This is a genomic window from Cryobacterium sp. TMT4-31, assembly GCF_004403385.1.
GTDB lineage: Bacteria > Actinomycetota > Actinomycetes > Actinomycetales > Microbacteriaceae > Cryobacterium > Cryobacterium zongtaii.
In genome coordinates this window covers 1-15,441 of sequence record NZ_SOGI01000016.1, presented here as the reverse complement: position 1 = coordinate 15,441, position 15,441 = coordinate 1, and the positions used below count along the sequence as shown (strand labels likewise).

The following is a 15,441-nucleotide window of genomic DNA, read 5'->3' as shown; positions in this document are numbered from 1 at the left end:
GGGCAGACCGCGGCCGGAGCCAGCAGTCTGGCGGCCGGCGCCGGCCAGACCGCCGACGGCGCCGCCACCCTGAGCACCGGCGCGGCCTCCGCCGCCGACGGTGCGGCGAGCCTGAGCACCGGCGCGGAATCCACCAGGGCCGGCGCAGAGACCCTCGCCACCGGCGCCTCGTCCCTCAGCGACGGCCTTGTCGGCCTCAAGGACGGCGCGGGCGAACTGCGCGACGGGCTCACCGACGGTGTCGGCAGCATTCCGGACACCGACGCCCAGACCCGCGACCTGCAGGGCTCGACCATCGCCGACCCGGTGAACCTGCAGAAGGCGGCGGTGACCTCCGCCGGCACCTACGGCGCCGGCCTGGCCCCGTTCTTCGCCAGCCTCGCCGGCTGGATCGGCATCTACGCCCTGTTCCTGATCGTGAAGCCGGTCTCCCGCCGCGCCATCACGGCCCTGCACTCCCCAGTGAAGATCACCCTCGCCGGCTGGCTCACCCCCGGCATCCTGGGCCTGCTGCAGATGGCCGCCCTGTTCGGCATCCTCACCGGCGTGCTGCACTTCGAGGTGCACAACCCGGTGGGCACCTACGGCATGATGGGCCTGGCCGCACTCACCTTCGCCGCGATCATCCTGGCGCTCAACGTGTGGCTGGGCAGCGTGGGCCAGTTCGTGGGCCTGGTGCTCATGGTGCTGCAGCTGGTCACTGCCGGCGGCACCTTCCCCTGGCAGACCCTGCCGGCGCCGCTGGCGTTCCTGCACCATGTGGTGCCGATGAGCTACGCCGTCGACGGCATCCGCCAGCTGATGTACGGCGGCAACCCGGCCACCGCCCTGAACGACGCCGGGGTGCTGCTGCTCTGGCTCACCGGGGCGCTCGTGATCGCCGCGATCGGCGTGGTGCGGATGACGCACTTCCGCACCCTGCGCGACCTCAAGCCCAGCTTGATCGGCTGAACTGCCTGCTTGCCATTCCGGCAAGACAGGTTGCGCGAGTGCTGCCCTATTCGGCATCATCGGGACACTTGACGACCACACCGAAGGGCCGACCCGATGACACACAGCTTTGAGAAGGACTACTGGGAACGGCACTGGGAACAGGCGCACGATCCGGAAGCCGAGGTGTCGGACCAGAGCGGCCCGAACCCGCATCTCGAACGGGAAATCGCCGGCCTCAGGCCCGGAACCGCCCTGGATGCGGGATGCGGCACCGGTGCCGACGCCATCTGGCTGGCCGACCGCGGCTGGCGGGTGACCGCCGCCGACATCTCCGGCACCGCCCTCGAGGCAGCGGCGGAACGGGCTGCCGAAGCGTCGGTTGCGGCGAGGGTGACCTGGCTCGAGGCCGACCTCACCACGTGGCTGCCGACAAGCCGGTTCGACCTGGTGGCCACCAGCTATGCGCACCCGGCGATGCCGCAGCTGGCCTTCTACGAGCGCATTGCGGACTGGGTCGCTCCCGGCGGCACCCTGCTGATCGTGGGGCATCTGCACGAGCCGACCTCGGCGGGCCCCGATGTCGGTCAGGGGCGCGGTCACGAGCACGGTCACGCGCATGGTGGCGGTCACGGCCACGCCGCGGGCGCGGGCCAGCAGCCACCCGTCGAGGCGACGGCCACCCTGGCGGACATCACCGGTCGTCTCGACCCCGCGATCTGGTGCATCGAGAGCGCCGAGGAGCGCGCCCGCACGGTCACCGGGCCGGAGGGGCGCCCCCTCGCGATGCACGACGCCATCGTGCGGGCCACTCGGCACGCCTGACCGCGGCGGCCGGATCGGCTACAATCGAACACATGTACGATGCAGACGGTGATCGGGGTGGCGCGCATGACGGCACGTCCGGTTCTGCACGCTGACGCCGACGCCTTTTTCGCCTCGGTCGCGTTGCGCTCGAGACCAGAGCTCGCCGCCGTGCCGGTTGCCGTGGTCGCCCATGTCTACATTGCCAGCGCGAACTACCCGGCTCGTGCGCGCGGTGTGCGCTCCGGATCGCTCGCCCAGGACGCGCTGAGGCAGTGTCCTGAGCTGATCCTGATCGACGTGCCACGCGCGGAGGTCGAGGAGGTGGGCGACGCCCTCTTCGACATCTTCCACAACAGCGCCAGGGCAGTGGAACCCGGCTCGATCGAGGAGGCCTTCCTCGACGTCGGCGCGACCGACTGGGCAGGGGCCATCGACGCCGGCCACGCGCTGCGCCGGCGGGTGGCCCGCGAACTCGGCATCCCCATCAGTGTCGGGGTGGGCAGCACCAAGCTGATGGCGAAGCTCGCCTCCCGCAGGGCGAAGCCCGACGGGCTCTCGGTGATTGACGCCGGCGAGGAAGCGCGTCTGCGCACGACCCTGCCGATCACCGACGTCTGGGGAATCGGTGCCACCACACTGCAGCGACTCCATCGCATCGGAGTGCTGAGGCTCGGCGACGTGGACGGCATCCCGCCGAACGAATTGCAGCACGTCTGCGGCACCGCGATGGCGCGGCGACTGTGGCGCATTCGGGACGGCACCGACGACGCCGTGGTGCGCCCGGTCGAACAGCGCTCGTCCCTCACGGCCGAGGGATCCACCGCCGGTTTCGCGCGGCCGGACAAGACGCCCGGCGAGCTGGCCGAGGCGTGTGTCGAGCGACTCTGCAAACGCGCCGAGCGGGCGGGACTCGCGGGCACGGGGATGACTCTCACCCTGCGACCGGAGACCGGCGGAAAGGCGGTTGTGCGGAAGCGCAACCTCGTGGCGGCGACGACCGGGCGGGCGGACTGGCTCGCTGTGGCCGGCGACCTGTTGGCCGGCGAGCCGGTGCCCCGGCTTGCCGGGTTGCGGGTCACCCTGACGGGACTGCTCCCGCTCGACCGGGTGCAGCACACCCTGTTCTGACGCGTTCGCGCGACCGCAGGCCGGGTCACCGGGTCTCGACAAGCTCGACCGACGAGACGGGTGCGACCGACGAGGAAGATGCGACCGCTAGACGGCCGCCATCACCGCGGCGGCCACGGCGTCGGCCACGCGCTCGTCGAACGGGCTGGGCACGATGAAGTCGGCGGCGAGGTCGTCACCGACCAGGTCGGCGATGGCCATCGCGGCGGCGATCTTCATGGCGGTGGTGATGCGGCGGGCGCCGGCATCCAGGGCCCCGCGGAAGATGCCGGGGAAGGCGAGCACGTTATTGATCTGGTTGGGGTAGTCGCTGCGTCCGGTGGCCACGATCCTGGCATAACGGCCGGCCACGTCCGGGGCCACCTCGGGGTCGGGGTTGGAGAGCGCGAAGATCATGGCGTCAGCCGACATCGTGGCGAGCAGGGATTCCTCGACGGTGCTTGAGGAGACGCCGACGAAGACATCGGCGCCGGCGAGGGCCTGCGCCGGGCCGCCGTCGATCTGGCGGGGGTTCGACGTCACGGCGAACTCGGCCTTGACGCCGGTCAGGTCGATGCGGTGGCCGCTGAGGATGCCCCGGGAGTCCAGGAGCACGACGTCCTGGATACCGACCTCCAGCAGGATCGCGGCGATCGCGATCCCCGCCGCGCCCGCGCCGGACACGACGACCTTGAGGCCCGCGCGATCCCGGCCGAGCACCTTGGCGCCGTTGGTGATCGCGGCCAGCACCACGACGGCGGTGCCGTGTTGGTCGTCGTGCATGACGGGCATGTCGAGGGCCTCGATGAGCTTGGCCTCGAGCTCGAAACAGCGCGGCGCCGACACATCCTCGAGGTTCACGGCCCCGAAGCTGTGCTGCAGACGCACGAGGGTCTCGACGATCTCATCGACGTCAGTGGTGTCGAGCACCAGCGGGATGGAGTTCAGCCCGGCGAAGCGCTGGAAGAGGGCCGACTTGCCCTCCATCACGGGCAGGGCGGCGGCCGGGCCGATGTCGCCGAGCCCCAGCACCGCGGTGCCGTCGCTGACGACGGCCACCAGCCGGCTCGCCCAGGTGTGCGTGGCGGCGACAGCGGCATCGGTGTGGATCGCGCGGCTGACCTCGGCAACGCCAGGGGTGTAGACGACGGCCAGGTCACGCCGGGTGTCGATGGGCCGGGCGAGTTCGATTCGCAGCTTGCCGCCCTCGTGGGCAGCGAAGATTTCGTCGGTGGTGACCAGGGCGGGCTGGACGGGGATGGTGAGTGACATGGAGCGGGCCTTTGCGGTCGAGACACAGAAAAGCCGCACACTTCCTGAAGGATCCAGACCGGCCTGGGATCAGGCTACGGCCATCGCGGCTCGAACGAACGGGACCATAGGCCCAGTCACCCGTCGCCGGGCGCAAACCGGGTCGCCGAGTTGCCGCAAAAGACCCCCTGGCAGGCATCGAAGGGCCACTTTGGCCGCAGTCGCGGAGGGGACCGGCGGCGACTCACGTCAAAATGCCCCTTCGGGTGCGGTGAAGGGGCATTCTGAAGCAATTCGGCGAAACTGCCGCTAGCGCGGTTCGGGCGCCTTCAGCTCGGCGTCGGCACGGACTCCGGCATCGGACGGGGCGGTGGCCGGGTGCGTCGGGTGGCCGTGCTGGGCGGCTTCGAGGGCCTCGGCCTCCGCACCGCCGACGGCCTCACCGCGGGCGACCATTCCGGCCACGTCGGAGAGCGTGATCTGCTTGAGCATCAGGGCAAGGAGGAAGGCCAGGCCGATGAAGGGCAGCAGGTACCAGAACACCGGCGCCAGCGCATCCGCATAGGCCGCCACCACCCCGTCACGCACGACATCGGGCAGCGCAGTCAGGGTCTGCGGGTCGATCGTGGACGTGGCCGCAGCGGCATCCGTGGCGTTCGCGCCGGCGTTGCTGAACACGCCGGTGAGGTTCTCGGTGAGCCGGTTGGTGAAGATCGTGCCGAACACGGCCACGCCGAGCGCGGCACCGACCTCGCGGAAGTAGTTGTTCGTGCTCGTTGCGGTGCCCACCATCGACGGGTTGACCGAGTTCTGGGCGACCAGGACGACAACTTGCATGATCAGCCCGAGGCCCGCACCGAAGATGAACAGGAACACGCAGATCAACCAGATCGGCGTCTCGGCGGTGAGGCCGGTCATCAGCACCATCGCGAGCGCGGTGAGGATCGTGCCGATGATCGGGAACATCTTGTACCGGCCGGTCTTGGTGATGGCGATACCGGAGATGATCGACGTGCCGATCAGGCCGGCCATCATCGGCAGCATCAGCAGGCCGGATGCCGCCGCTGACGTGCCTGAAGACATCTGCAGGAAGGTGGGCACGAACCCGATCGCGGAGAACATGCCGAGCCCCAGGGTGAGGCCGATCAGGGTCGCGTTGACGAAGGTCGGGTTCTTGAACAGCGACAGCGGGATGATCGGGTCTTTCGCCTTCGCCTCAGTGATGACGAACAGGACGGCCGCGAGCAGCATGCCGGCACCGAAGAGCCAGGTCTCAATCGCTTCCCAGCCATGGTCGGCGTTGCCGCCGAAGTCGGTGAAGAAGATCAGGCAGGTCGTGAAGGCCGACAGGAAGATGACGCCGAGGATGTCGATCGGCTGGGTGGCCTTCTTGCTCGGCAGCCGCAGGGCGAACCAGGCGATCGCGAAGGCCGCGATGCCGACGGGGATGTTGATGTAGAACGCCCACTGCCAGGTGAGGTGGTCCACGAAGAAACCGCCCAGGAGCGGACCGCCGACGGCGGAGAGGCCGAAGACGGCGCCGAGCGGGCCGAGGTACTTGCCACGCTCGGATGCGGGCACGATGTCGGCGATGATCGCCTGGGAGAGGATCATCAATCCGCCACCACCGAGGCCCTGCACGGCACGCCAGACCACCAGCTGGGTGAAGTCGCCGGCGAAGGCACAACCCACCGAGGCGATGGTGAACAGCGCGATCGCGATCAGGAACAGGTTGCGACGGCCGAGCACGTCACCGAACTTGCCGTAGACGGGCATCACGATGGTCGTCGCCAGCAGGTAGGCCGTGGTGAGCCAGACCTGGTGCTCGACGCCGCCGAGCTGGCCGACGATGGTGGGCATCGCGGTGGAGACGATGGTCTGGTCGAGGCTGGACAAGAGCATGCCGGCGATCAGGGCGCCGAAGATGATCCAGATTCGCCGTTGGGTGAGGAGGAGCGGCGCCTCGGAGGTGGTGGTCACGAAATGTTGCCTTTCAGGGAGTGGGTACGGCCAGCACGAGGCGCATGGCGTCGAGCGAAGAAGAGAGGATGACGGCGAAGTCTTGGTCATTCGCCGGATCGACGAAGGTGTCGGCGGTGGATTTCATGAGCGAGCCGACGATGCTCACGATCGCCGCAGCACGCGGATCGTCGCCGTCGACGCCTTGCCTCTCGACGATGAGGCCGCGGAGCTGGCGGTCGCGGTCCCTGGACAGGCCGATGAAACGGGCCAGCAAGCGCGGCTCACGTTCCAGGGCGACCATCAGGTCGCCGTGCTCCCGGGGGTCCATCTCATCGGATTCAATGTGCTGGATGGCCAGGTCGATCAGGTCGTTGAGCACCTGCGGCCACTCGCCCGCTCCGCGGGCCAGGAACTTTTCGGCGAAGAGTCGGTACTCGTCGTCGGGATTGACCCCGATGACGGCGTCTTCCTTGCTGGCGAAGTAGTTGAAGAAGGTGCGCCGGGACACGTCGACGGCGGAGCACACCTCCTCGATCGTGAAACCGGCCAGGCCGCGCTCCGCCGTGAGCCGACGCGACACCGCCGTGAGATTGGCGGCGGTTTTACGCATACGTCGCTCAACACGGGAAGTGATTGCACTTTCTGACATAGAGTGCAGTTTTGCATCATTAGACACACAGTGCAAGTTAAATCCCGACGTTCGGGGTCGGGCTTGGCGATAGGTCACCCGGCGCTGTATGGTCAGTCAATGCTGACTATTGCGAGCCACCTCGACGTCATGAATCGCCTGGGTCGTGCGATGGCCGACCCCACCCGGTCCCGCATCCTGCTGAGCCTGCTCGAGGCGCCCGGCTACCCGGCCCGGATCGCCCGGTCGCTCAACCTCACCCGGTCGAACGTCTCCAACCACCTGAGCTGCCTGCGCGGCTGCGGCATCGTGGCCGCGGTCCCAGAGGGCCGGCAAACCCGGTACGAGATCGCCGACCCGCACCTGACCCGCGCGCTCGCGGCCCTCGTCGAGGTGGTGCTCGCCGTCGACGACGGCGAGCCCTGCACCGAAACCGACTGCGACGTTCCCGGCTGCTGCGATACCCCCGCATGACCGCCACGAACACGGCATCGTCACTCGACCCGATCCGTCGCCGCGTGCTGCAGCGCCGCATCCGACTGGTGGTGGCGATCACCATCAGCTACAACGTGATCGAGGCGGGCATCGCCCTGGCCGCCGGCACCGTCGCCTCCTCCGCCGCACTGGTCGGCTTCGGCCTCGACTCGATCGTCGAGGTGCTCTCGGCGGCGGCGATCGCCTGGCAGTTCGCGGCACCGGACCCGGAGAAGCGCGAGCGGGTGGCCCTTCGGGTGATCGCCGTCTCCTTCTTCGCGCTGGCGGCCTACGTGAGCGTGGATGCCGGCCTCTCGCTCTTCGGGGTGCGCGAGGCCGAGCACAGCCCGGTGGGGATCGCCTTGGCCGCGGTGAGCCTGGCGATCATGCCGGTCTTGAGCTGGTTCGAGCGTCGCACCGGCCGGGAACTCGGCTCGGCATCCGCCGTCGCCGACTCGAAGCAGACCCTGCTCTGCAGCTACCTCTCTGCCGCGCTGCTGGCCGGGTTGCTGCTCAACTCACTGCTCGGCTGGGCCTGGGCGGACTCGGTCGCGGCGCTGGTGATTGCCGGCTTCGCGGCGAAGGAGGGCCTCGAGGCGTGGCGCGGCGACGCCTGCACGGTTCCGGTTTCGGCGCTCACCGGGGAGCGTGCCGCCGAGACCGGCCATTGATCGCCCCTCTCGGCGACGCCGAAGGTCATCGCCGCACCAGCTATGGCCCATCGCGCCCGCCATAGGGGGCGCGATGGGCCATACGGGGTGCGGCGAAGGGGATGCCTAGACCGGCGACTCCTGGTGCGCCGCGATCGCCCAGCCGCCGTTGTTCTCGTCGAAGAGGTAGGTCGTGGACATCTGCAGCTCGGTCGCGGTGTCACCTCGCCAGGCCGTGGACCTGTAGACCAGCACGCCCGCGTGCTCACCCAACCGAATGACGGCCGGCTCGTGCAGTTCATACCGATCCAGCGGAGCGGCGGCCTTGAACGCGGCGCGCACGTCGTCGCGGCCGAGCACCACCCCCGGCAGAATCAGCAGACCGTCCCCGGTCATGGTGCGCTGGTAGTAGTCACCGCCCTTGCCGGCGAGGATGGCGCGCCAGCCCTCGTGGGCTTCGTGCAGGAGTCTGGCAGGGAGATCGTCGGTGATCGCAGTCATGACTCCACGCTAGCCCTCGGCCGGGCCGGGCGGGTCAGAATTTGTGCTGCAGAATCCAGGCGTGCATGGTGACCGCGGCCGCCGCGGAAGCGTTCATCGAGCGCGTCGAGCCGAACTGGCTGATTTCCACCAGGGCGTCACCGGCAGCCACGGCCTCCGGCGAGAGGCCGGGACCCTCCTGGCCGAACAGGAGCACACAGTGCTCGGGGAAGCTGAAGGTCTCCATGATCACGCTGCCGGGCAGGTTGTCGATGGCGATGATCGGCAGGTTCTCGGTGCGGGCCCACTCGACGAACGCCGCCACATCCGGGTGGTGCAGCACGTGCTGGTAACGGTCGGTCACCATGGCGCCGCGCTTGTTCCAACGCTTGCGGCCGATGATGTGCACGGTATCGGCGCCGAACGCATTGGCGCTGCGAACGATGGAGCCGATGTTCATGTCGTGCTGCCAGTTCTCGATGGCCACGTGGAACGGGTTGCGCTTCTCGTCGAGGTCGGCGACGATCGCCGGCATCGACCAGTACCGGTACCGGTCGATCACGTTGCGGGTGTCGCCGCGTTCGAGCAGCTCTCGGTCGTAGTACGGCTCCTCCGGCCATTCCCCGACCCACGGGCCGACCCCGTTGGTGGACAGCTCTGGCGTGGGGTTCAACGGTTCTGGCACTGCACCACCGTATCCCGCCGGCCGGAGGTCCGGCACCGGTGGCATTCCGCGGTTTTGTACTGCTACATTGATTGTATTGCTACGAAAGGCGGATGCTGACCCTCCGCCCCTGGAGATGGAGGCGCGTATGTCGTACGTGTTCGTGTGTTGTGCCATTGCCATTGCGTGTTCCTTCGCGCCGCTGAGTTCGAGCAAGCCTGCCAACCGGGCGCGCGAGCTGGACAAGTACGCGCGCCGGCTGGGCGTCGCCGTGCCCGTCGCCACCGCCGAGCGCATCACCGGCCAGCTCATCTGCCGAGAGCGCGCGCTCCTGACCGGCGGGCTCACCGGCATCGTGCTCGCGGTCATCACCGCCCTGCTCCTCCCCGGCGGCTTCAACGCCGGTTATGTGCCCGTGCTGATCTTCGGCGGCCTGGGCGTCGGCAGCGCCATCGGCGCGGCACTTGCGTCCTCGGCGAGCGCCTTCACTCCGCTCACCGGGCCACGCATTGCCAGGTCATGCACTCCCGGCTATGCCGACTATGTGCCCCCACTGGAGCGCTGGAGCGGACGCCTGCTGCCCGCCCTCGCTCTCCTGGCCGTCCTCGCCGCATGGATCGCCTTCAGTATCGGGGCGCTCGGCGACGCGCGCCTCTCCTCCGCCTACATCTGGGGGTCGGCCGGCGCCTGGCTCGCCTATGCCTCGATCGCCGGGCTGCTGGTGTCGGAGGCGCTGTCCCGCCGCATCCTCGATCGCGGCCAGCCGGCGGCATCCGCCACCGATCTGGCCTGGAACGACGGCCTGCGCTCGCAGGCCCTGCGCGACCTGCACGCCGTGCCCATCACGCTGGGCTTCGTGTCGGTCCTGGGCACCTTCCTCGACATCGGCTCCCTCTCCGACTACCAGGGCGGCGGTGCGACCGCGGCCCTCGTGGGCCTACTTCTTCTGGTCCTACTGAGCAGCGCGGCCCTCGCAGTTCTCCTTCTCGACGTCACCTCGAAGCCCCAGCAGTACTACTGGCGTCGGCTGTGGGCCGACCGAGCGGCCGGCTCTCCGACATGATGCTCGTCATCGATCCCGACTCGGGCGTCGCCCCATACGAACAGATTCGATCCCAGATCGTCGCGGCCGTGCGTGCCGGCGACCTGAAGCCCGGCGCGCAGCTGCCCACTGTGCGACGTCTGGCCGACGACCTGGGCATCGCGCCCAACACGGTGGCGCGCAGCTACCGCGAGCTCGAACGCGACGGAGTGATCGAAACCCGCGGCCGCAACGGATCCGTGATCGCCGGCGTCACGACGCCGGGCCCGGCAGCGGATGCCGCCCGGGCCTACGCGCGCCGCGCAGCCGAGTTGGGCCTGACCCGCGACGCCGCCCTCGATCTCGTGCGTGCGGCGTTGGACGGTACCGCGGCCGCCTCGACCACCCCCACCGACTGAGGACCGCCCGCCGCAGCACCCAGCTTCCGTTCACCTCGGGTTCGCTACCCTGGGGGTCAGGGTGCGCAACAGTCGGCAGCCGCGGCGGTTCCGACCGCGTCTTCGCGCCGGCGCCATCCGATCGAGACCGCACTCATGACCCCGACCGGAAGGCAGTTCCATGCATCCCACACTCTTCGGCATCGACTTCCTCGACTCCGAGTGGCTGATCGGTTGGTTCGGATCGTTCGTGCTGTTGGGCGTCGCCGCCGTCGTGTTCGTCGAGACCGGCTTCATCGTGCTGTCGTTCCTGCCGGGCGACTCCCTGCTCTTCACGGTGGGGCTGCTCACCGCCACCGGCGACGTGCCGTTCCCCATCTTCGTGACCTGTGCGATCATCTTCGTCGCCGCGTTCGCGGGTGACCAGCTGGCCTACGGCGTGGGGCGCAAGGCCGGACCGGCCGTCTTCGCCCGCGAGCAGAACCGGTTCTTCAACCCGAAGAACGTCGAACGCACCAACGCGTTCTTCGCCAAGCACGGTGGCAAGGCCGTCATCATCGCGCGCTTCCTGCCCGTCTTCCGCGCCTTCGTGCCCCTCGCTGCCGGCGTCGGCAAGATGAGCTACCGCACTTTCGTGACCTTCAACCTGATCGGCGCGTTCGCCTGGGGCGTCGGCCTCACCATGGTGGGCTTCCTGCTCGGGCAGATCCAGTTCGTCGCCGACTACTCCGAGTACTTCATCATCGGCATCGTGCTGCTCTCGGGCATCCCGATCCTCTCCGAGCTGTACAAGGCCGGGCGCGAGGCCCTGCGCACCCGCGGCAAGGCCGCCGTGCCCGCCGTCGAACTGCCCGAGGACGTGCGCGAGTAGCCCACTCCCCGGCTGATGCCCCGGACTGGGGACTGACCGGGCCCGCACGCCTCTCGGTACAGTGAAAATCTGAATCTGGCGGGCGACCGCGCAGCCGGCACCAGCACACGACCCGGGGGGCGTCGCGATGGACCATGGACCGATCTTGCTCACGCGCCCTGTGGTGCGCCGGCCGCGGGCGAGGACCTGAGCGTGGGGCGGTTCATCTACGACTCCACCCTGACCGTGATCCTGGACGACCTTCTCCTCAGCCACCTCCAGGCGGTGGTGGGCGCCAAGTTCCGTCTCCAGCAGTCCTTCTACTTCAGCTGGGGCTACCCGGGCAAGACCGGGGAGAGTCGCACCACGATCTGGTTGACGCCGGGCATCAGCGTGCAGTTTCACTATCGCACCGCCCGCGCACACGCCCTTGATCGGGACCGGATCAGCACTTTCCTCGCCCAGGCGAACAGCCCCAGCGGTCTCGTCCTCGTCATCGGCGACTGATTCCGTCGGCGGGGCCGCCGGGCACGCGGCATCCGCCCCGAGGGGGTTTCGGCTTACCTAAATACTCACTACGATTTAGGCATGCCTCAATCTGACCCTGCAGCGACCGCGACCGTGGCGGAACGCGCCGCCCCTCCCTCGCTGAACTCGGTGGCCTCCACCCGGCTGCTCTGGCTGCTCGGACCGGCGCTCGTGGCCGGCGTGGCCTATCTGGACCCGGGCAACGTGGCCAGCAATATGACCGCGGGCGCCCGGTACGGGTACCTGTTGGTCTGGGTGGTCGTGGCCGGCAACCTGATGGCGTGGCTGATCCAGTACCTGTCGGCGAAGCTGGGCATCGTCACCGGCACCAGCCTGCCGGAGATCCTCGGGGTGCGCCTGCGGCGGCCAACCGCCCGTCGGCTCTACTGGGTGCAGGCCGAGCTCGTGGCCATGGCCACCGACCTGGCCGAGATCATCGGCGGCGCCGTGGCCCTCAACCTGCTCTTCGGGCTGCCGCTGCTGGCCGGCGGTGTGATCACCGGTGTCATCTCGATGATCGTGCTCACCGTGCAGACACGACGCGGCCCGCGCGTTTTCGAGCGGGTCATCGTGGCCCTGCTTCTGATCATCACGGTGGGCTTCGCCGCCGGGGTCTTCTTCGCGCCGCCGGACGCCGGTTCGGTTCTCGACGGTCTGGTGCCGCGCTTCGAGGGCGCGGACTCGGTGCTGCTGGCGGCGTCGATCCTCGGTGCCACGATCATGCCCCACGCCATCTACGCGCACTCCGCGCTCACCCGCGACAGGTTCCCGATGCAGGAGGGACCGGCCGCCACCCGGCGCCTGCTCTGGGCGACGAAGTGGGATGTCACAATCGCCATGGCCATCGCCGGCACCGTCAACCTCGCCATACTGCTGCTCGCGGCCTCGGCTCTGCAGGGGGTGCCGGGCACCGACTCGCTCGAGGGTGCGTACGCGGCCCTGCAGAGCACGCTCGGCCCGGTGGTCGCGACGGTGTTCGCGATCGGGCTGCTGGCCTCCGGTCTCGCCTCCACCTCGGTGGGCGCCTACGCCGGAGCCGAGATCATGCACGGCCTGCTCAAGCTGCGGGTGCCACTGCTGCTGCGCCGCATCGTCACCCTCATCCCGGCGCTGCTGATCCTCGGCGTGGGATTCGATCCCACTCAGGCGCTGGTGCTGAGCCAGGTGGTGTTGTCGTTCGGCATCCCGTTCGCCCTCATCCCGTTGGTGTGGCTCACGGCGCAGCGCGGCCTGCTCGGCGACTTCGCCAACCGCTGGTTCACCACGGCCGCCGGCGCCGTGGCCGCGGTGCTGCTGGTGTCCCTCAACGCCGTCCTGCTCGTGCTCGTCTTCACCGCCGCATGAACCGGCCAGCTACCCCGAGGTGGTCATGAAACCCACCACACCGGCCGCCGAGGACTACCTCAAGACGATCTACGCGCACACCGAGTGGCAGCCGGCGCCGATCACACCCCGGGTCCTGGCCACCCGGCTGGGCATCGCTCCGTCGTCGGTGACCGAGATGGTGAAGAAGCTCGCTGCCGACGGGTTCATTGCCCACGTGCCGTACGGCCCGCTCACCCTCACCGCAGCCGGGCGGATGCGCGCCACGGCCGTGGTGCGCCGGCACCGGCTGATCGAGACCTGGCTGGTGCGGGAGCTCGGCTACACCTGGGACGAGGTGCACGACGAGGCGGAGGTGCTCGAGCACGCGATCTCCGACCGGCTGCTCGAGGCCATCGACGCCCATCTGGGCCACCCGGCGGCCGACCCGCACGGCGATCCCATCCCCGGCGCCGACGGCTCCAGCGTGCGGGTGCCGGCGGTCCTGCTCGCGGATGCGGCGCCCGGCCACGCCGGAACCGTGCTGAGGGTCAGCGATCGCGATCCGGGCATCCTGCGTGCCCTGGCCGACGCGGGCATCGGCCCCGGCAGTCGACTGGATGTGGTCGACGCGCACAGTGTGCGGCTGCCCGACGGGGAGCTGCACCCGCTCGCCCCGGACGCCGCCGGCGCCATCTGGCTCACGCGCTGACCGGGCGCACCGCGCCGCCAAGGGCGGCGGCGGGGTGCCGCCAGCAAACCTCTCCCCGATAGTCTGGATACGGCAGCCTGTCCCCCTGGTTGCGCCCAGTTCGTCCCACAAGAAGGAGCGAGTCATGAGAACCCGTGACGAGATCGAATGCTGGCTCACCGACATGGACGGCGTCCTGGTGCATGAAAACCAGGCCCTGCCCGGCGCTGCCGAATTGCTGCAGCAGTGGACCGATGCCGGCACACCGTTCCTGGTGCTGACGAACAACTCCATCTTCACGCCGCGCGACCTGTCGGCCCGCCTGCGCTCCTCAGGGCTGAACGTACCTGAGGAACGCATCTGGACCTCCGCGCTGGCCACGGCGGACTTCCTCAAACAGCAGAGCCCCGGCGGCACGGCATTCGTGATCGGCGAGGTCGGGCTCACCACCGCGTTGCACGAGGCCGGCTTCATCATGACCGAGACCAACCCCGACTACGTGGTCGTGGGTGAGACCCGCAACTACTCGTTCGAGGCCATCACCAAAGCCATCCGGCTGCTGCTCAAGGGCGCCCGGTTCATCGTGACCAACCCGGATGCGACCGGCCCCAGCGCCGAGGGACCGATGCCGGCCACCGGCGCGATCGCCGCGCTGATCACCAAGGCCACCGGCATGGAGCCCTACGTCGTGGGCAAGCCCAATCCGATGATGTTCCGCTCGGCGATGAACCGCATCGGCGCGCACTCGGAGAACACCGGCATGATCGGCGACCGGATGGACACCGACATCGTCGCCGGCATCGAGGCCGGTTTGCACACGGTTCTGGTGCTCACCGGCATCAGCGACCCCGCCGAGATCGCTCGGTACCCCTTCCGCCCCGACGAGATCCTCGACGGCGTGCACCAGCTGCTCGCCGCCGGACCTGTCGAATCCGACGAAATCTAGCCGCCCGCGCACCGCGGTGACACGGAAAGCCGGGCCCTCGGGCCCGGCTTTCTGTGTGTGCGGAGTGGCTACGGCGCCGTTAGGCGGCCGGGGCCAGGCTCGCGGTGAGCGGCTCGCCCGAGGACCGGCTCGCGAAGCAGTAGAAGTACCTCTCGCCGGCGTCCCACTGCTCGGCGGTCACCGGGTAACTGCCTTGCAGCTGCACATCGCCGTAGGCGCCGGCGGTTTCGAAGTCGATCACGCCGGGGGCGCTGCAGAGAACGTTGATCTGGTCGGCGAACGCCTGCTCACCGGGGAACGGGGAACCGCTGTCGCCCTCGAGGATGCCGCGGTAGACCAGCTGGCCCATGTGCGGGGTGGCGCAGTCGACGACGGTGAATTCTTCGTCCCAGGGCGACGTGTACGGTTCGAGGCACTCGGTGCCGAACAGGGTGTTCCAGGCGTGCACGCCGGCCGGCTGCGGGCCCGGGGCGGCGGGCTCGGGGGCAGTCGTGGGCTCCGTGGTGGTGCCCGCCTGGGCTGAGGCAGATTCGGTGGGAGCGGCCGCCGGGGTGTCACCCAGGCTCTGGCCCAGGAAGAAGAGACCGATGATCACGAGCACCGCGACCACGGCACCCCCGACCCAAAGCAGGTCTCGCTTCGAGGGGCGGCGCGGCGGCTCGCCGTCGGCCGGACCGCGGCGACGGGGACCGGGTTCGTCGGCGGACGGCGCCGGTGCGGCGTGGGCGTCGTGGCCGGGCGCTGCCGTGGCT

The 15,441-nt window shown here is 69.3% G+C and carries 17 protein-coding genes and 1 pseudogene; 12 read left to right on the top strand and 6 right to left on the bottom strand.

Going from position 1 to position 15,441, the window contains the following annotated elements:
* From E3T19_RS04290 to E3T19_RS04280, 3 genes are all read left to right on the top strand, one after another.
* Window positions 1–951: YhgE/Pip family protein (locus E3T19_RS04290; RefSeq protein ID WP_166788789.1), on the top strand; the 951-nt coding region annotated here is incomplete at its 5' end.
* A gap of 96 nt (window positions 952–1,047) precedes the next feature.
* The gene (locus tag E3T19_RS04285) at window positions 1,048–1,755 is read left to right on the top strand and encodes a bifunctional 2-polyprenyl-6-hydroxyphenol methylase/3-demethylubiquinol 3-O-methyltransferase UbiG (protein WP_134408187.1); all 708 of its coding nucleotides are present in this window, start codon (window positions 1,048–1,050) and stop codon (window positions 1,753–1,755) included.
* Between the two features lie 39 nt (window positions 1,756–1,794).
* The gene (locus tag E3T19_RS04280; RefSeq protein WP_088457410.1) at window positions 1,795–2,865 is read left to right on the top strand and encodes a DNA polymerase IV; all 1,071 of its coding nucleotides are present in this window, start codon (window positions 1,795–1,797) and stop codon (window positions 2,863–2,865) included.
* Between the two features lie 87 nt (window positions 2,866–2,952).
* On the opposite strand, the gene E3T19_RS04275 is transcribed toward E3T19_RS04280, so the two are convergent.
* The 3 genes from E3T19_RS04275 to E3T19_RS04265 all read right to left on the bottom strand — a co-directional run bounded on the left by E3T19_RS04275 (window position 2,953) and on the right by E3T19_RS04265 (window position 6,667).
* Window positions 2,953–4,116: an NADP-dependent malic enzyme gene (locus E3T19_RS04275; RefSeq protein ID WP_088458140.1), complete on the bottom strand. Its 1,164-nt coding sequence runs from the start codon at window positions 4,114–4,116 to the stop codon at window positions 2,953–2,955.
* Between the two features lie 288 nt (window positions 4,117–4,404).
* Window positions 4,405–6,075, bottom strand: coding sequence for an MDR family MFS transporter (locus E3T19_RS04270; protein ID WP_241979997.1), 1,671 nt, complete (start codon window positions 6,073–6,075; stop codon window positions 4,405–4,407).
* 13 nt (window positions 6,076–6,088) lie between these two features.
* Window positions 6,089–6,667, bottom strand: a complete 579-nt coding sequence (locus E3T19_RS04265; protein ID WP_166788788.1) for a TetR/AcrR family transcriptional regulator — start codon at window positions 6,665–6,667, stop codon at window positions 6,089–6,091.
* 138 nt (window positions 6,668–6,805) lie between these two features.
* Between E3T19_RS04265 and E3T19_RS04260 the strand changes: the two genes are divergently transcribed.
* Together E3T19_RS04260 and E3T19_RS04255 are read left to right on the top strand one after the other, a co-directional pair.
* The gene (locus E3T19_RS04260; protein ID WP_088457414.1) at window positions 6,806–7,159 is read left to right on the top strand and encodes a helix-turn-helix transcriptional regulator; all 354 of its coding nucleotides are present in this window, start codon (window positions 6,806–6,808) and stop codon (window positions 7,157–7,159) included.
* Complete coding sequence (locus tag E3T19_RS04255; RefSeq protein WP_088457415.1) at window positions 7,156–7,830, top strand: cation transporter; 675 nt, start codon at window positions 7,156–7,158, stop codon at window positions 7,828–7,830. The genes E3T19_RS04260 and E3T19_RS04255 overlap by 4 nt, the downstream gene beginning before the upstream one ends.
* Window positions 7,831–7,935: 105 nt before the next feature.
* Here E3T19_RS04255 and E3T19_RS04250 read toward each other — a convergent pair whose 3' ends face one another.
* Both E3T19_RS04250 and E3T19_RS04245 read right to left on the bottom strand, forming a co-directional pair.
* On the bottom strand, window positions 7,936–8,310 hold the full coding sequence (locus E3T19_RS04250) for a DUF4440 domain-containing protein (protein WP_088457416.1): 375 nt from the start codon (window positions 8,308–8,310) through the stop codon (window positions 7,936–7,938).
* A 34-nt stretch (window positions 8,311–8,344) separates the two neighbouring features.
* Window positions 8,345–8,974, bottom strand: coding sequence for a TrmH family RNA methyltransferase (locus E3T19_RS04245; protein ID WP_088458141.1), 630 nt, complete (start codon window positions 8,972–8,974; stop codon window positions 8,345–8,347).
* A gap of 127 nt (window positions 8,975–9,101) precedes the next feature.
* On the opposite strand from E3T19_RS04245, the gene E3T19_RS04240 reads away from it, so the two are divergent.
* The 7 genes from E3T19_RS04240 to E3T19_RS04210 all read left to right on the top strand — a co-directional run bounded on the left by E3T19_RS04240 (window position 9,102) and on the right by E3T19_RS04210 (window position 14,689).
* A complete protein-coding gene (locus tag E3T19_RS04240) occupies window positions 9,102–10,016 on the top strand; it encodes a hypothetical protein (RefSeq protein WP_134408184.1) in 915 nt (304 codons plus the stop codon).
* A complete protein-coding gene (locus tag E3T19_RS04235) occupies window positions 10,013–10,393 on the top strand; it encodes a GntR family transcriptional regulator (RefSeq protein ID WP_103460980.1) in 381 nt (126 codons plus the stop codon). Before E3T19_RS04240 ends, E3T19_RS04235 begins: the two co-directional genes overlap by 4 nt.
* 160 nt (window positions 10,394–10,553) lie before the next feature.
* Window positions 10,554–11,243 carry a DedA family protein gene (locus E3T19_RS04230; RefSeq protein WP_088457418.1) on the top strand — a complete coding sequence of 230 codons (690 nt, stop codon included), beginning with the start codon at window positions 10,554–10,556 and terminating at the stop codon, window positions 11,241–11,243.
* 192 nt (window positions 11,244–11,435) lie between these two features.
* Complete coding sequence (locus tag E3T19_RS04225; protein WP_088457419.1) at window positions 11,436–11,729, top strand: ATP-dependent DNA ligase; 294 nt, start codon at window positions 11,436–11,438, stop codon at window positions 11,727–11,729.
* Window positions 11,730–11,810: 81 nt separating this feature from the next.
* Complete coding sequence (locus E3T19_RS04220; RefSeq protein WP_088457420.1) at window positions 11,811–13,094, top strand: Nramp family divalent metal transporter; 1,284 nt, start codon at window positions 11,811–11,813, stop codon at window positions 13,092–13,094.
* A 25-nt stretch (window positions 13,095–13,119) separates the two neighbouring features.
* Window positions 13,120–13,764, top strand: a complete 645-nt coding sequence (locus E3T19_RS04215) for a metal-dependent transcriptional regulator (RefSeq protein WP_088457421.1) — start codon at window positions 13,120–13,122, stop codon at window positions 13,762–13,764.
* Window positions 13,765–13,888: 124 nt separating this feature from the next.
* The gene (locus tag E3T19_RS04210; RefSeq protein WP_088457422.1) at window positions 13,889–14,689 is read left to right on the top strand and encodes an HAD-IIA family hydrolase; all 801 of its coding nucleotides are present in this window, start codon (window positions 13,889–13,891) and stop codon (window positions 14,687–14,689) included.
* A gap of 79 nt (window positions 14,690–14,768) precedes the next feature.
* Here E3T19_RS04210 and E3T19_RS18865 read toward each other — a convergent pair.
* Window positions 14,769–15,441: pseudogene (locus tag E3T19_RS18865) on the bottom strand (septum formation family protein); the annotation flags it as partial.

What these genes read in the sequence shown, in the direction of transcription:
- E3T19_RS04240 (WP_134408184.1), top strand. Translation starts at nt 9,102, where the DNA reads ATGTCGTACGTGTTCGTGTGTTGTGCCATTGCCATTGCGTGTTCCTTC.
- E3T19_RS04260 (WP_088457414.1), top strand. Translation starts at nt 6,806, where the DNA reads ATGCTGACTATTGCGAGCCACCTCGACGTCATGAATCGCCTGGGTCGT.
- E3T19_RS04210 (WP_088457422.1), top strand. Translation starts at nt 13,889, where the DNA reads ATGAGAACCCGTGACGAGATCGAATGCTGGCTCACCGACATGGACGGC.
- E3T19_RS04250 (WP_088457416.1), bottom strand. Translation starts at nt 8,310, where the DNA reads ATGACTGCGATCACCGACGATCTCCCTGCCAGACTCCTGCACGAAGCC.
- E3T19_RS04215 (WP_088457421.1), top strand. Translation starts at nt 13,120, where the DNA reads ATGAAACCCACCACACCGGCCGCCGAGGACTACCTCAAGACGATCTAC.
- E3T19_RS04220 (WP_088457420.1), top strand. Translation starts at nt 11,811, where the DNA reads ATGCCTCAATCTGACCCTGCAGCGACCGCGACCGTGGCGGAACGCGCC.
- E3T19_RS04265 (WP_166788788.1), bottom strand. Translation starts at nt 6,667, where the DNA reads ATGCGTAAAACCGCCGCCAATCTCACGGCGGTGTCGCGTCGGCTCACG.
- E3T19_RS04275 (WP_088458140.1), bottom strand. Translation starts at nt 4,116, where the DNA reads ATGTCACTCACCATCCCCGTCCAGCCCGCCCTGGTCACCACCGACGAA.
- E3T19_RS04280 (WP_088457410.1), top strand. Translation starts at nt 1,795, where the DNA reads ATGCAGACGGTGATCGGGGTGGCGCGCATGACGGCACGTCCGGTTCTG.
- E3T19_RS04255 (WP_088457415.1), top strand. Translation starts at nt 7,156, where the DNA reads ATGACCGCCACGAACACGGCATCGTCACTCGACCCGATCCGTCGCCGC.
- E3T19_RS04235 (WP_103460980.1), top strand. Translation starts at nt 10,013, where the DNA reads ATGATGCTCGTCATCGATCCCGACTCGGGCGTCGCCCCATACGAACAG.
- E3T19_RS04285 (WP_134408187.1), top strand. Translation starts at nt 1,048, where the DNA reads ATGACACACAGCTTTGAGAAGGACTACTGGGAACGGCACTGGGAACAG.
- E3T19_RS04230 (WP_088457418.1), top strand. Translation starts at nt 10,554, where the DNA reads ATGCATCCCACACTCTTCGGCATCGACTTCCTCGACTCCGAGTGGCTG.